Below are 14,645 nucleotides of genomic sequence, written 5' to 3'. Positions count from 1 at the left end.
GTGCGGAAACCCGGTCAGGTGTCGGCGGCCACGGGCACGGTATCGAGCCAGTCGGCTAGCGCGGTGAGGGTGTCGAACTCGAGGTCGGGCGCCAGCTCGGGATGCTCCCAGCGCCGGTCCTCGCGGTTGATCCAGCAGCTGCGCAGGCCCGCGCGCGCGGCGCCTGCGACATCCGCTTCGATGTGGTCGCCGACGTGCAGCACGTCGCCGTAGGCGCAGCCCAGACGATCGCAGGCCGCGCGGAAGATGCTGGCGTGCGGCTTGGCGACGCCGTGTTCGCGCGAGCCGAGGGTGAAGGCGAACAGGTGCGCGATGCCGACGCGTTCGAGATCCGCATTGCCATTGGTCACCGCGGCGATCGGTACGCGCGCGGCGATGCGCTCCAGCGCCGCCAGGCTGTCGGGATAGTGCTCGACGCGGTTGCGCTCGGCATAGAAAAGTTCGTATGCCGGATCGAGCAGCGCGACATCGCCGCCGCTGTCGCGCAGCGCGTGTTCGATCGTCAGCTGGCGCAACGCGGACAGGTCGTGCATCAGATGCGCGTTCTCGGCGAACACGCGTTCGCGCAGCGTGCGCATCTTCTCCACCGGAAACATCTCGGCGGTCTGCGGGCTGTGTTCGCGCAGAAAGGCATCGAGCGTGTGTTCGATCCGCGCGCCGATCGGCGCGAACGGCCACACGGTGTCGTCGAGGTCGAGGGTGATGGCACGGACGGGGAAAGTCATGCCGGCCATTGTAGCGAGTGGGGTCCGGCGCCTCTGCAACGGACTGTCCGGTGCGCCGCGTGGGCGCGTGCCGCGGACCGCGGGCGTCGCGTCAGGACAGCAGGCGCGCCCAGCCCTCGAAGCCTTCGATCCGCTGCAGCACCAGCTTCACGCAGACCAGCAGCGGCACCGCCAGCAGCAGGCCGATGATGCCCCACATCCAGCCGAACACCAGCAGCGCCAGCACCAGCATCAGCGGCGACAGCGCCATGCGCCGGCCGAGCACGATCGGGGTGATGAACTGGCCTTCGATCGTGTGCAGCACCAGATAGATCGCCGCCGGCACCACCGGCGCCCAGGCCGCGGTCGGCCACGTGCCCTCGTAGCTGATGAAGCCCATCAGCAGCATCAGCAGCACGCCGATCAGCGGGCCGACGTAGGGCGCGAAGTTCAGCAGCGCGACGATCGTGCCCCACAGCAGCGCGTCCTGCAGGGTCAGGCCCATCCACACCAGGATGCCGGCAAATGCCGCGCCGACCAGCGTGTTGATGATCGAAATCGTCAGCACGTAGCGCGAAATCTCGCGTTCGATCGACTGCATGATGTCGACGGTGAGCTTGCGTCTTTGGCGGTCGGGCAGCATCGCGATCGCGTTGCGCTGCAGGTTTTCGCCGTAGACCATGAAGAAGAACGTCAGCAGCACCACCGCCAGCACCGAGGCCAGCATCTTGGGCGTGGCGACGAGGGTCCGCCATGAACTGTTGTCCTGGATCTGGACCATCTGCACGCGCCGCTGCGGCCGCGATTCGGTCGCGCGGGCAAAGGATTCCGCGGCCTGGTTGGCCTGGTGCATCGGTTGCGTCATCGACTTCAGCCGCGGGGCCAGGCTGCGCAACTGCTTGGGCGCCTGCTGCACCCACTCGCTGGCCGGACCGTAAAGCTGCACACCCAGCGTGCCCGCTGCGGCGAGACCTGCGCACAGCACCAGCAACGCGCCGAGGAAGCGGGGAATCCACAGGCGGCGCAGACCGCGCAGCACGGGATTGCCGACCAGTGCGAAGAACATCGCCAGCAGCACCGGCAGGATCACGCCCTGCGCGGCCCACAACGTGACCAGCACCGCAAGGGTGGTGAGCACGATGGTCGCCGTCGACGCGCGTGGACGTGGCGCGACCGGTGTCGGCGCAGGCAGGGGCGTGTCGTCCGCCGGCGGGGGCGAGGTCGGTGTACTCATTGGAAGTTGTTCATCCGTGGCCGCCGTGACGGCTCAGCGCCCGGATTCCGAAACTTCGGTGGCGGCTTCGGCGGGTCGCGGCTGTTCGGCGTAGGCCGGCTCCGGTCGACGACGGTCTGCCTGCGGGGGCGGCGTGCCCGTTGCATTTGAGGCCTGGGTCGGATCCACGCCGGCCGGTGCGGCGGTCTGCTGTTGCGCCTGCGCCGAGGCCACGCCTGCCGCGTTGGCGGCATCGTCCGCCGTCTCTGCAGCGTCGTCGGCGGTCTCGGCCGCTTTCTCGGCAGTGGCCGCGGCCACGGTCGCCTGGATCGAGGTCAACAGTCCGGACACCGCACTGATCATCTGCAAAGACTTCGGGCCACCCAACTTGCCGAGGCGACGCAAGGCGCGCTGCGGCTGCGTGCTGCCGACCACGAGGCCGGCGATCACGCCGGCAATGACGATGCGCGGCGGCGTCCACGCCTCGTGCCAGCTGGTCTTGAGCGCGCTGAAACGGGTGTCGGTCTGTTCGAACCGGCCATCCACCAGGGCTTCTGCGCGCTCGACGCGTCCTTTCAGGGCTTCGAAATTCATCGGGGTGCAGATCCGGTCGTCGCGGGCGGTGTCGCTGCAGTCGGCGGCGGCAACGGCGGGTCGAGGGTTTCCTCTTCCTCGTCCTCGCTGCCTTCCGAGAACAGGCCCAGGCGGGTCAACTGACGCCGCGTGGCATGCATGCCCGCGTAGTCGAAGAACACCGAGACGCGCCATGCCGCCAGTCCGGTGACCACCAGACTGATCAGCATCGTGATCGAGATCGACACCAGCCACGACAGGCCCCACGACTGCAGCAATGCAATCGCCGCGCCCATCGCCAGCAACCAGGCCGACGCGCCGAAGACGACCGCGACCGCCGCCCACGCAAGCCCACGCCCCAACGCACTGCGCGCAAGCGCGAAGTCCGCCGACATGAGTTTGCGCAGCGCACGGCCGCTGTCGACGCCCGACGTCGCGGTTTCCTTGGCCGCCGCACGGATGCGGCGGATGCTCTCGTCGAGATGGGGCGCTTCACCCGGCGCGCGTTCCGCACTGCCCGCCGGTGCCTCGCGCGGGTCATCCCCGGTCACGCGCTCGGTCATCTTCCGCGCTTACTTGCTGCGCGCGAGCTTGGCGATGATCCAGCCCGCCGCGAAGGCGGTGCCGAATGCCGCGATCGGACGCTCGCGGATCAGGTCCGCCGCGCTTTCGACCAGGTCACGGCCCTTGTCCAGCAGCACGTCGTACTGTTCCTTGGCAGCCGCCTGGCCTTCTTCGACCGCGGCCAGACCGGCAATCGCCGAATCGGCGAGATCCGACTTGACCGTCGCGCGGCCGAGCTTCAGCTCGTCGCTCGCCACATTGGCGGCATTCTTCACCGCGCTGCCCGCGTCGCGTGCAGCCTGCGCAAGATGCGAACCGGCTTCACCAAGGTTGTTCTTCACCGCATCGGTCGACGTAGGGGTCATGGGTTTGCTCCAGTTGGAATGGCGCCACGCCGGGAGGCGGGGGCGGAAAAAGCGTCAGCGCATGATCACGTTATAGCTGCGTCCACCGCGTGAAATGCGCAGCATCAGTTCGCCCTGGCGCGTGCCGAATGTGTCGCGGAACCCGGCGAGATCGCGGAACTCGCCACTGCTCGACGCTAGGATCAGGTCACCGTCGCGCAGGCCTGCCTGGTGTGCGCGGCTGCCCGCTTCGACGCGTTCGACCAGCACACCGCCGGCGCGCGCGTTCTGGCGCCGGATCGCTTCGGGAATGTCGGCCAGCGTGGCGCCGGTCAGGCGCGGATCGACGCTGGCGCCGTCGCGGGGCAGGGCGCGCAGGCGCGTTTCCACCTTGATCGTGCGGCCGTCGCGCAGCACCTCCAGCGCCACCGGCGCGTCCAGCGTCTGCAGGCCCTGGAAGTTGCGCAGCGCCTCGCTGTTGTCGATGCGCTGCCCGTTGGCCGACACCACCACGTCACCCGGACGCAGACCCGCCGACGCCGCGGGCGAGCCGCTGTAGACGCGCGTCACCACCGCGCCGCGCGCGGCGTCGAGGCCGAGGCCCTGCGCGATGCGCGCATCCACCGTCTGCGTATCCACGCCCAGCGTGCCGCGCTGCACGCTGCCGGTCGTCGCCAGCTGCGTCATCACGTTGCGGGCCAGGCCGATCGGAATCGCGAAGCCCAGGCCGATGTTGCCGGCCATGCTGCCCTGCGTATTGAAGCTGGCGGTGTTGATGCCGACCAGCTGGCCGCGCAGATTAACCAGCGCGCCGCCGGAGTTGCCCGGATTGATCGACGCATCGGTCTGGATGAAATTCTGGAAGCCGACGCCCGGCACGTTGCTGCGGCCGACCGCGGAAATGATGCCGGAGGTCACCGTCTGTCCGAAGCCGAACGGGTTGCCCACCGCGACCACGAAATCGCCGACCTGCAGGTTCGCGTCCTGCGCCAGCGGAATCGCGGTGAGGTTGTCGGCCTGGATGCGCATCAGTGCGATGTCGGTATCGACGTCCGAGCCGATGAATTCGGCTTCCACCGTGCGGCCGTCGGCCAGCGTCACCGACACATCGTCCGCGCCTTCGATCACGTGGTGGTTGGTCAGCACATACCCCTGCTGCGCATCGACGATCACGCCCGAGCCCAGCGATTCGTTGATCCGCTCCTGCGACAGTTCCGGAAACATGCGGCGGAAGAACGGGTCGTTGCCGAACGGACTCACCCGCACGCGCTGCTTGGTCTGCACCGACACCACCGACGGCGTGACCGTCTTGAGCATCGGTGCCAGCGACGGCAGCGCCTGGCCATCGACCGCCATCGGCAATGCGGCCGCCAGGGGCACGGTCGCCGCCGGCGGGGTGGCGCCTGCGGGCTGCTGCACCACGTCGCGCATCGCAGTGGCGGCGAATCCGCCGAACGCAGCGGCGGCGGTCAGGGCGAGAAGCGTGGTCTTGGCGCGCATCTGGAACATCCCCTTGTCGGAATGGGCCGTTGCAGCAACGGCGGAATGAAGGTCGAGCGGCCGGGTCATGATCGATCCCGCAGGCTGAAGCCAGGGCCGTTCGCGCCGGGCAGTGTCGCGCGATCCGCTTGAATCGGTGTTGAAGTCCGCATTCATGTAAAAGGCCGCCGCGGCTGCGGTCAAGGCCGCGGGTGTTGTGCAGCGGTCGGCGTCCCACGCGCGCTGCAAAGAACGCGGCGGACGCGTTGACACCGTCCCGGCGGCGGGCGTAGCGTGGACCCCCGCGTTCGACACAACATCTTGGGCACGTGGAATCGTCCGGCCCAACTGATGGGGCTTTCAGGTTCGCACTGGCCGCGCGGCAAAGGGGATGCGCACGATGGGAATGCAAGGCCGGGTGCGTCAGTACGGATCCGTTCGCCACGCCGCCGGACGGTGCGAGTTCGCGCCCGCCGCCGACATATCGTTTCTCGACCACCGGCCGCATGCCGCCATCACGCGCATGGCCCGTCGCCGTGTCTGACCGCCACATCCCCGTTGCCGGGCGCTGCCCGCCGACGACCAGCAAGGAGATTCCAGCAGCATGAGCACGGTGCGCCTCGAGGCGGTGAAGCGTGAGACCGGTCCGGTGATTCCGATGCAGCCCGCATCGACCGACATCTGGGACAAGAAGTACCGGCTGAAGACCAAGCAGGGCGTCGCCGTGGATGCCGACATCGACGGCACCTACCAGCGCGTCGCCCGCGCGCTGGCCGATGCCGAGGCCACGCCGGATGCGCGCCGCCACTGGAACGAGCGCTTTCTCTGGGCGCTGCGCCGCGGGGCGATTCCCGCCGGCCGCATCACCTCGAATGCAGGCGCGCTGGAACACAAGCCCGCCACCAGCACGATCAACTGCACCGTGTCCGGCACCATCGTCGATTCGATGGACGGCATCCTGGAAAAGGTCCACGAGGCCGGCCTCACGCTGAAGGCCGGTTGCGGCATCGGCTACGAGTTCTCGACGCTGCGGCCCAAGGGCGCGTTCGTCGCCGGCGCCGGCGCCTACACCTCCGGCCCGATGTCCTTCATGGATATCTACGACAAGATGTGTTTCACCGTCTCGTCCGCCGGTGGTCGCCGCGGCGCGCAGATGGGCACCTTCGATGTCAGCCATCCCGACGTGCGCGATTTCATCCGCGCCAAGCGCGAAGACGGCCGCCTGCGCCAGTTCAATCTCTCGCTGCTGATCACCGACGGTTTCATGGAAGCGGTCGACACCGATGCCGACTGGCCGCTGGTGTTTCCGATCAACGAGAAGGAAACCGGCGATTTCGATCTCGCCGATATCGAACAGGTGATCTGGCGCGACTGGCCGCAGACCCGGGGCTACGTCACCCGCGACGACGGCCTCGTCGCCTGCAAGGTCTACGGCAAGGTCCGCGCGCGGCATCTGTGGGACATGATCATGGTCTCGACGTACGACTATTCCGAGCCGGGCTTCATCCTCATCGACCGCGTCAACGAGATGAACAACAACTGGTGGTGCGAGACCATCCGCGCGACCAACCCCTGCGGCGAGCAACCACTCCCGCCCTACGGCGCCTGCCTGCTCGGCTCGATCAACCTCACCACCTTCGTGCGCGAGCCCTTCACCGAGCGCGCGTGGTTCGACTGGGAGGAATACAAGGAAGTCGTGCGCGTGTTCACGCGCATGCTCGACAACGTGGTCGAGGTCAACGGGCTTCCCTTGCAAAAGCAACGGGACGAGATCCTGCGCAAGCGTCGCCACGGCATGGGCTTCCTCGGTCTCGGCAGCACGGTGACGATGCTGCGCATGCAGTACGGCCAGCCCAATTCCTGCGAATTCACCGAGCGCGTCGCACGCGAAATGGCCGTCGCCGGCTGGGAAACCGGCCTCGCGCTGGCCAAGGAAAAGGGCGCCGCACCGATCATGGACGAGCAGTTTCCGGTCACCGCCGAGATGCTGCGCAAGCGCCCCGAGATGGCCGCCGACGGCTGGGCGCTGGGCCATGCGATTCCCGGCAAGGTGCTGCACGCCAAGTACTCGCGCTACATGCAGAAGATCGCCGAGGTCGCGCCCGAACTCGTCGACGCACTGGCGCAGACCGGTGCGCGCTTCACCCACCACAGCTCGATCGCGCCTACCGGCACCATCTCGCTGTCGCTGGCCAACAATGCCTCCAACGGCATCGAGCCCTCGTTCGCGCACCACTACAGCCGCAACGTGATCCGCGAGGGCAAGAAGTCGAAGGAAAAGGTCGACGTGTTCTCGTTCGAACTGCTGGCCTACCGCGAACTCGTCAACCCGAACGCCATGCCGTATTCCGACGCCGCCGACGCGCAGCTGCCGGACTACTTCATCGCCGCCGACGACATCACGCCCAAGGCGCACGTCGATGTGCAGGCCGCCGCCCAGCGCTGGGTGGACAGCTCGATCTCCAAGACCGCGAACGTCCCGACGGATTACCCGTACGAGGATTTCAAGGACATCTACCGCTACGCCCACCAGCAGGGCCTCAAGGGCTGCACCACGTTCCGCTTCAACCCGGCCGCGTTCCAGGGCGTACTGGTGAAGGAGGCGGATCTCGCCGCCACCACCTATCGCTTCGAACTCGAAGGTGGCGAGGTGCTGGAGGTCGCGGGCAACGAGCAGATCGAATACGACGGCGAACTGCACACCGCCGCCAACCTGTTCGACGCCCTGAAAGAGGGCTACTACGGCAAGTTCTGATCGCGTTCGCCGGCGCCGCGGGGCGCTGGCGGTCGATCGCGCAGCGCAACGACGCCGTGCTGCGCTGCAGGTCTTTCCCACCACGGCACATCCTTCGCGCTACATTCCGCCCGCGGGTAATGGGCCCGGCACAGTTCACTGACGAGGACACCACAATGAGCAACGGAAACGGGGTCACGGAGACCCTGAGCAGCGCCGCCGAAGATGTCGCCGAGACGGCCAAGGAAATCGTCGCCACGGTCAAGAAGCGCGCAAGCGCTGCCGTCAAGACGGTCAAGACCACCGCGCAGAACGCGGAGAAGACCGTGGCCAAGCGCGCCAGCACGGTCAGCAAGAAAGCCAGCAAGACCGTTTCCGACGCCGGCAAGGCCGTGAGCACCCGCGTCTCCGCCGCGCGCAAGAAGCTCGAAGCCGCCAAGGCCTCGGCCGCCGCCGACATCGCCGCGCTCAAGCGCAAGGGCGCCGGTCGCGCTGCCGCCACCACCAAGGCCGGCAAGACCACCGCCAAGAAGGCGACGGCGAAAAAGGCCGCGGCCAAGAAGGCGCCGGTGAAGAAGGCCGCCACGAAGAAGGCCGCCACCAGGAAGACCGCGAGCCGCAAGGTCGCAGCCAAGAAGGTCGCGACCAAGAAGACCGCGGCGCGCAAGACGGTCGGCAAGACCGCCAGCCGCAGCACGGCCGCCAAGAAGGCCGCGACCACCCGCAAGGTCAACGCCACCAAGAAGACCGTCAAGAAAGCGGTGAAGAAGGTTGCGAAGAAGGTGGCCGCCAAGACCGCGACCGCCAAGCGCAGCGTCGCCGCCCGCAAGGGTGTCGCCAAGAAGGCCGCGAAGACCGCCAAGCGTTCGGTCGCCGCCAAGAAGGGCGCCGCCAAGCGCAGCTGATCCGCTCCGCTTCTAGCCCCTCTCCCCTTGCGGGAGAGGGGTTGGGGAGAGGGGGTTGGGCTTTCCCATTTCACCCGCACACCGCATCCGCACATCCAGGACACCGTCATGGCCGTCAAGATCGATCGCAAAATCACCGGCTACGCCGTCGTCAAGCCGGAAGACAAGCCCATCGAAGGCCAGTCGGTGCCGCGCGAGATCGTCGAGGCCGAGTTGCCCAAGGCCGACGTGATCCACATGCACGAGCGCATCGAGCGCCCCGAAGTGCTGATCGGCAGCACCTACAAGATCAAATCGCCGCTGGTCGAGCACGCCATGTACGTGACCATCAACGACATCGTGCTCAACGCCGGCAGCGAGCACGAACAGCGCCGCCCTTTCGAGATCTTCATCAACTCCAAGTCGATGGAGCACTTCCAGTGGATCGTCGCGCTGACGCGCATCATGTCCGCCGTGTTCCGCAAGGGCGGCGACGTGACTTTCTTGGTCGAGGAAATGCGCGCCGTGTTCGACCCCAAAGGCGGCTACTTCAAGGCCGGTGGCGTGTACATGCCGTCGCTGGTTGCCGAGCTCGGCATGATCGTCGAGGACCATCTGAAGTCCATCGGCATGATGCACGACCCGGAAATGAGCCCCGCGCAGAAGGCTCTGATCGCCGAGAAGCGCAAGCAGGTCGAGCAGCGCGAAGGCTCAAAAAAAAACAGTGACGTGAGCGGCGCGCCGCGCGCGCCCAGCAGTGCCGACGAACACCCCGAAGACATCGAGATCACCGGCGACGGCGCGAGCTTCCCGCCGTCCGCGACCATGTGCCACAAGTGCAGCACGAAGGCGCTGGTGCTGATGGACGGGTGTGCAACGTGTTTGAATTGTGGGTATTCGAAGTGCGGATAGCGACCTATTGATTTATTCGAATACATTAATTGAACTTGGATTACAGGATTTATCCTTTAGGGGTTTTTAATGGTTGAGCTGGAGCCTGTCAGTATTAGTATAGGTGGCGAGGGCTCGATGCCTTTTAAATCAATATCTTCAATTACATGGGAGGACGTGCCTCTATTTGCGGTTCTCACCGGCCAGAATGGTGCTGGGAAAACCCACTTCCTCGAGGCTTTGGCGCACAGGCTAATAGGGGTGCCGCACCCTCAGTTGGGCGATGTAAGTGGAGTGAGGGTTGAAATAAAAGGTGCGGTCTACGATGCGGGCTCGGTCGCTTTTCTGCCTAGCACATGGCAGCTCACTGGGGCGGTGCATCTCGGGATGGCTCAGATGCAGGACGCTAAAAGGAATTTGCATCAGCAGCTAACTCAGCACCACTCCCAAGATATGGCAACGATCAGGAAGCGTCATCAGATCCAAAAATTGTTGGGCGTGGGTGATCTTAGGAGCGTCCCAGTCGAAGATTTTATTCGGCGTCTGCCAGACGATTTCTCCTTTATGCTTGACGACTCGGATCTAACGTCAGGATTGGCCCACGTTTTCTTCGGCTACCGAATGAGTTTTGCGCAGGAGCTGGAGTCCGGGTCTACTTTTGAAGGGGCGAAGGAGAAGCTCGGAGTAGCGCCATGGGATCTCGTTAACGAAATTTTGTCTGCAGCGGAGTTCCCATATCAGGTTGTGAATCCGTTGGGCACGAAGTGGGCTGAGGTTTACAAGCTTGAGCTGGTTAATGAAAGCGGTGTTCGAATAAGTCCAGGGGATCTCTCTTCTGGAGAAAGAATGCTTCTCGGCGTAGCGCTCTGGCTCTATAACTCAAAACATCACGGGCGATTTCCGAAATTGCTTTTGTTGGATGAGCCTGATGCACACCTCCACCCTTCGATGGCTCGGCAATTCATCCAAGTAATAAATGGGGTTTTGGTAGAGAAATACGGAGTGCGCACTATAATGACCACTCACTCTCCAAGTACGGTGGCATTAGCGCCATCAGGAAGCATCTACGAGATGGTTCGCGGAGCGACTCGAATAACTCAGTCGGAGTCTAAACAAGAGGCTATAGGCCTTTTGACATCAGGCTTTGTGACGGTTTCCGAGGGTACCAAGTACGTCTTGGTCGAAGATGATCTTGATGTCGATTTTTACGGCGCTGTTCGAGATGTTCTAACTGACCGCGGCCCTAGTCGAGATCTGGTAGGTATGCCGCTGGCGCCTACAATCGTTTTTATTTCGGCCTCACGTGGAAGGGGCGCGATTAAGACTGGTGGGGGGTGTTCGGTGGTTCGCGGTTGGGTTGATAAATTTTCAGACCCACCACTGAGTGAAATAATACTGGGTTTGATCGACAGGGATGGTGGTAATAGCTCCAGTGAGAGAATTGGTGTCCTTTTAAGGCACAGCTTGGAGAATTATCTTTTGGATCCTATCAATGTCTTCGGACTCGTTAGCTCTTCGGGGAAGGTGCCAGCAATCGAAGGTATTGACTTGACATCTGGAGATGAGCATCTGATACGGACTCTGGATTCTCATCGGCTGGGGTTGATTGTTTCATGGGTAGATAGTTGTGTCAGACCCTTGTTGGGCGAGATTTCCAGTTCAGATGAGGGGTATTCCAAAGTGGTATTCACCTCTGGTCAAGAGGTTTGCTACCCTAATTGGACTTTTAATCGAAGGGGGCATGACCTGCTTCCAATATATCAGCGGGCCTTTGGCGGTCCTGCGCAAGTATCGCCTCCAGCACTTCTGAGGGCGCTACGTCGTATTAGAATGATTCCTAAGGATCTCGCGGATGAGATTATTAGGCTTCATCAATTCGGGATCAGTCATTGATTTGTAGGTGATTTAGGCGCGCGCCCATCGGGATTTACTGAAAAAGATGGCGGGGCGGGCTCGCCTTTCGTCGTCGCGTTTGGCTTCGAAACGGAAGGGAGGATTTGGGTTTTGCATGGATGATCGAACTTCTGCACTTAACTTCGATGCTTTGGACGCGCGCATCGAAGCGCTGCCGCACGGCCCCGCCTCGATCCTCACGGCGATAACGGTGCCAGGTTCACTTATCGCTGCGGCAATTGACCGCTTGAAGCACAAGGAAGGCTTGAACGTTGCATGGATGATCGAGCGCCCGCACTGAGCTTTGCTGCATTGGATGGCCGGATCGAAGCGATGCCCGATGGTTCGGCTTCGATCCTCAAGACGCCGCCCATCCTCTACTGGCTCAACATCCTCGGATCGATTGCGATCGTGATCGGGCTGCTGCCGTTTCTGCTGGGGGATAACGGGGTCAGGTTCACTTATCGCCCTCTCAACTGACGGCTTGAGACAAAAGGGGAATAACTGTGCCAAGTTTACTTATCTCGAAGATCAGGCAGGACAAACGAGCGGGGGGCGGCAGAAGTCGTTCCGACAGTCCATATGCGTTCGGTGTTGCCAACGTTTAGCTATATTCGATCTTAACGACTGAAACATGGAGCGTGCTCGTGGCAAGGATATCTCTAACGGACTTGGTGGACATTGTCTCGAAGGCTGGAGGGCCGAAGGCCACGAAGGTAGCGCAAGTTAAGAATCGTAACGAATATTCTCCAGGAACCGATTTCTACAAACAGTTTCGGGATGGCGTTGTAGCGATTCACAAGTCCGGTGGAAATCGGACTGAGCTAGCGAAAATAATCGGCACGGTTGCTGAGAAGGTCAGGCGCGCAAACTATCCCGCTGTGATTGATGGGTATAGAAAGTGGTGGGGTAAGAAAGTTCTTACCTGGTTTCAGCCCCCTACTGAGCTTTTCTCGCGGGATGGCATCGACGTCTCCGTGAATCCTGAGCTTGGATTAATCGTCAATGGAGAGCGGCATCTCATAAAACTTTATTTAAAGTCGGACAAGCTTAGCAAGAGCCGCGCAGATCTGATTACCGGTCTTATGGAAGAAGCACTCAGCGCTAAGAGTCCAGACACTAGGATGTGCGTGCTCGACGTTAGGAATTCAAAGCTTTTTGTCGGGTCTGGTCACGGGGCAGGTTTCTTGCCGATGGTTGAAGCTGAGCTTGCGTACATCGCAAAGCTATGGCCCGCCGTGTGAAATAGCTAACGTTAGGGATAACGGGGTCAGGTTCACTTCTTTTGGTTGTTTGAACTGAGAAACGAGACGAGGCCATGGATCAGGCGCCCCTGACATTCGCATTGCTGGACGCCCAAATCGAGGCTGTGCCCGAGGGGCCGGTCGCGACGCTCAACACGCCGCAGTGGATTCGCCCCTGGACGCTGGTAGGCGTTGTGGGTGCAGTGCTGGGCTTGCTGCCCTCGCTGTTGATCCAGTGGTTTGCACCTGCGCAGTGGATAGTCTGGATGTAGAAGGCCGGGCTGATCGTCATGGTGATCGGATTCGCCCCCGGCTTCGTGCGCAACGTCTTTGTGTTGTGGCGCGAGTTCCGCACGCATCGACAGGGGCTCATCGCACAGGTCGACCATGATGTCGGTGAGTTCCGTGCGTTGGAGATAACGGGGTCAGGTTCACTTATTGATAGCTGACGGATAGCTGGCGGTGCCAGGCTAATTCTTCGGCACCTATCGACTGAGGCAGAGGCTTGTCTGTAGAGTCCTTGAGGCATGGCAGCCACATACGAGTTGGCGCAGGGGAGCGCAATGCAGGTCGCGACACTACATTCCGTGCCACCGGAATCCTTGGACGTCCGGACGCTCTACGAGGTGTTCGGCTGGGGCCGAGAGGCCATGGCGGAGTATCTGTACCACGGCGAGATCAATGCAGAGGCGATCAGGCCTGATGGAACCGGGGACCTGAGCGTCGCGGACTACGCTGCGTCAGTCGAGGTGTCGTTCGAGCCGGATGTCATCGAGGTGAATCGTCAGAAGATTGACGATGCTTCCACGCTCGATCCCAGCCCTTCGCTCGAGGACCTAGGTGGTCTCACCGTGCAAGAGGTGTCCAAGCTGTTTGAGAAGACGCACGGCGACGTTCTGATCGGGTCAGGCAAGAACTCGCTCTACTCGCTGAGGGCAGATGCCATGTCCGGGTCTTGCATCCTTTCGGCGATCGAGGCCTGCGCGGAACGTAGTCGAGAGGTTCGCGTGTTCGGTGCGGGGTCCAGAGTGACGTTGGAGACGCTGCTTGCGCGAGCGGAAGCGCTGCAGCTGCGCTACGGGAGCATCCCGATGAACCGATTCTCGGGCGCAGTCCGTGAGTGAGGACGCCTGAGCTTCGTGGCGCCAAGTTCGAAGCTGATGGTGTCTGACGCTAGCAGCGTCGAAAGCTGACGGTGCAAGCTCGCGGTACCACGTCACCTGTCGGCGTCGCACTGGCAGCTCAAAACGCAAAGGAAGGATTGGTTTCCGCATGGAAGGTCGAACCCCTGTACTGAGCTTCGCTGCCTTGGACGCGCGCATCGAGGCGATGCCGGATGGCCCCGCGTCGATCCTCAAGACGCCGCGCATTATCTACTGGCTCAACATCCTCGGATCGATTGCGATCGTGTTCGGACTGCTGCCGTTTCTGCTGGTGCAGTTCCTGACACCGCAATGGTGGATGGTGCGGATGGCGGAAGCGGGAACATGGAGTGCCGGGCTGCTGTATGCGCCCGGCATCGTGCGCGGCCTGGTCGTCATGGCACGCGAGTTCTGGCACTGGCGCAGCAAGTTGGTGGCGCAGAGTGACCACGACGTCGCGCAGTTCCGCGCGTTGCGCGTCTGGTTGCAGACGTTCCCGCGTGCCGAGCTGGAAGCGCATCGTAACTTCGCGCAGTTCTCCCACGAACGACTCGGGTCGAAACTGGTCCTGCTGATAGGCGGTATCGAGCGCGCCGGCATCCTGCCAGTGCTGGTCGCGGCGTTCTTCCTGCTGCGCGAGGTCGATGGCCTTGGGATCGAATCACTCGCGGACGTGCCGCTCTGGCAGGGCGTACTGGCACCGTTTCTCGTCGTCACCTAGTGGATCGGCGTCATGGCCGTCCGCATGCGACTGACGCATGAGCTGTACGCGATGGTGCTCACGGATGCGCTGGAAGTAGCGCTCCCAGTCTCGGTTATCTCACTGCCGCGAGGATCGGGAGGATTTGGCGCCAGTGGCTGAGGCCAATAATCAAGAAATTCCACTGACTGCCGATAAGGACAGCTAAGGGTAGCAATGCCCTGCGCCAGTAGCTCCATCCGGTCACCAGATAGCCGCCCTCCGACACTCGACCCGAAAT

17 protein-coding genes are annotated in these 14,645 nt (G+C 62.9%); 11 read left to right on the top strand and 6 right to left on the bottom strand.

Translation table 11 applies throughout. The annotated features are described in order from the left end of the window. Window positions 1-14 precede the first annotated feature (14 nt). From AC3A5K_RS07860 to AC3A5K_RS07835, 6 genes are all read right to left on the bottom strand, one after another. Window positions 15-725 (bottom strand): HAD family hydrolase, encoded by a 711-nt coding sequence (locus tag AC3A5K_RS07860; RefSeq protein WP_487616932.1) that lies wholly within the window; start codon window positions 723-725, stop codon window positions 15-17. 91 nt (window positions 726-816) lie between these two features. After that, on the bottom strand, window positions 817-1,938 hold the full coding sequence (locus AC3A5K_RS07855; RefSeq protein ID WP_487616931.1) for an AI-2E family transporter: 1,122 nt from the start codon (window positions 1,936-1,938) through the stop codon (window positions 817-819). Between the two features lie 33 nt (window positions 1,939-1,971). After that, complete coding sequence (locus AC3A5K_RS07850; protein WP_487616930.1) at window positions 1,972-2,511, bottom strand: hypothetical protein; 540 nt, start codon at window positions 2,509-2,511, stop codon at window positions 1,972-1,974. After that, window positions 2,508-3,053 carry a phage holin family protein gene (locus AC3A5K_RS07845; protein ID WP_487616929.1) on the bottom strand — a complete coding sequence of 182 codons (546 nt, stop codon included), beginning with the start codon at window positions 3,051-3,053 and terminating at the stop codon, window positions 2,508-2,510. The genes AC3A5K_RS07850 and AC3A5K_RS07845 overlap by 4 nt, the downstream gene beginning before the upstream one ends. A gap of 9 nt (window positions 3,054-3,062) precedes the next feature. Then, entirely contained in the window at window positions 3,063-3,419 is a 357-nt protein-coding gene (locus AC3A5K_RS07840; RefSeq protein ID WP_487616928.1) for a hypothetical protein, read from the bottom strand. 54 nt (window positions 3,420-3,473) lie between these two features. Continuing rightward, the gene (locus AC3A5K_RS07835) at window positions 3,474-4,898 is read right to left on the bottom strand and encodes a Do family serine endopeptidase (protein WP_487616927.1); all 1,425 of its coding nucleotides are present in this window, start codon (window positions 4,896-4,898) and stop codon (window positions 3,474-3,476) included. Window positions 4,899-5,481: 583 nt separating this feature from the next. Between AC3A5K_RS07835 and AC3A5K_RS07830 the strand changes: the two genes are divergently transcribed. The 11 genes from AC3A5K_RS07830 (at window position 5,482) to AC3A5K_RS07780 (ending at window position 14,386) form a co-directional block, all read left to right on the top strand. Then, window positions 5,482-7,632 carry an adenosylcobalamin-dependent ribonucleoside-diphosphate reductase gene (locus AC3A5K_RS07830; protein WP_487616926.1) on the top strand — a complete coding sequence of 717 codons (2,151 nt, stop codon included), beginning with the start codon at window positions 5,482-5,484 and terminating at the stop codon, window positions 7,630-7,632. Between the two features lie 155 nt (window positions 7,633-7,787). Continuing rightward, the gene (locus tag AC3A5K_RS07825) at window positions 7,788-8,516 is read left to right on the top strand and encodes a hypothetical protein (protein WP_487616925.1); all 729 of its coding nucleotides are present in this window, start codon (window positions 7,788-7,790) and stop codon (window positions 8,514-8,516) included. 108 nt (window positions 8,517-8,624) lie between these two features. Beyond that, window positions 8,625-9,407 carry a TSCPD domain-containing protein gene (locus AC3A5K_RS07820; protein ID WP_487616924.1) on the top strand — a complete coding sequence of 261 codons (783 nt, stop codon included), beginning with the start codon at window positions 8,625-8,627 and terminating at the stop codon, window positions 9,405-9,407. A gap of 69 nt (window positions 9,408-9,476) precedes the next feature. Then, window positions 9,477-11,279, top strand: a complete 1,803-nt coding sequence (locus tag AC3A5K_RS07815; RefSeq protein WP_487616923.1) for an AAA family ATPase — start codon at window positions 9,477-9,479, stop codon at window positions 11,277-11,279. Window positions 11,280-11,394: 115 nt separating this feature from the next. After that, on the top strand, window positions 11,395-11,580 hold the full coding sequence (locus AC3A5K_RS07810; protein WP_487616922.1) for a hypothetical protein: 186 nt from the start codon (window positions 11,395-11,397) through the stop codon (window positions 11,578-11,580). Further along, window positions 11,556-11,759: a hypothetical protein gene (locus AC3A5K_RS07805; protein ID WP_487616921.1), complete on the top strand. Its 204-nt coding sequence runs from the start codon at window positions 11,556-11,558 to the stop codon at window positions 11,757-11,759. The genes AC3A5K_RS07810 and AC3A5K_RS07805 overlap by 25 nt, the downstream gene beginning before the upstream one ends. Window positions 11,760-11,926: 167 nt before the next feature. Further along, window positions 11,927-12,523, top strand: a complete 597-nt coding sequence (locus AC3A5K_RS07800; RefSeq protein WP_487616920.1) for a hypothetical protein — start codon at window positions 11,927-11,929, stop codon at window positions 12,521-12,523. Between the two features lie 74 nt (window positions 12,524-12,597). Next, window positions 12,598-12,795, top strand: coding sequence for a hypothetical protein (locus tag AC3A5K_RS07795; protein WP_487616919.1), 198 nt, complete (start codon window positions 12,598-12,600; stop codon window positions 12,793-12,795). 18 nt (window positions 12,796-12,813) lie between these two features. Further along, window positions 12,814-12,972: a hypothetical protein gene (locus tag AC3A5K_RS07790; RefSeq protein WP_487616918.1), complete on the top strand. Its 159-nt coding sequence runs from the start codon at window positions 12,814-12,816 to the stop codon at window positions 12,970-12,972. Window positions 12,973-13,173: 201 nt separating this feature from the next. Then, a complete protein-coding gene (locus AC3A5K_RS07785; RefSeq protein ID WP_487616917.1) occupies window positions 13,174-13,647 on the top strand; it encodes a hypothetical protein in 474 nt (157 codons plus the stop codon). A gap of 148 nt (window positions 13,648-13,795) precedes the next feature. Continuing rightward, window positions 13,796-14,386 carry a hypothetical protein gene (locus AC3A5K_RS07780; RefSeq protein WP_487616916.1) on the top strand — a complete coding sequence of 197 codons (591 nt, stop codon included), beginning with the start codon at window positions 13,796-13,798 and terminating at the stop codon, window positions 14,384-14,386. Window positions 14,387-14,645: the final 259 nt, after the last annotated feature.

This window comes from Luteimonas sp. Soil_C_5, from assembly GCF_057656615.1.
Note: the sequence above shows the minus strand (reverse complement) of the source record. Positions and strands in the feature narration are given on the sequence as shown.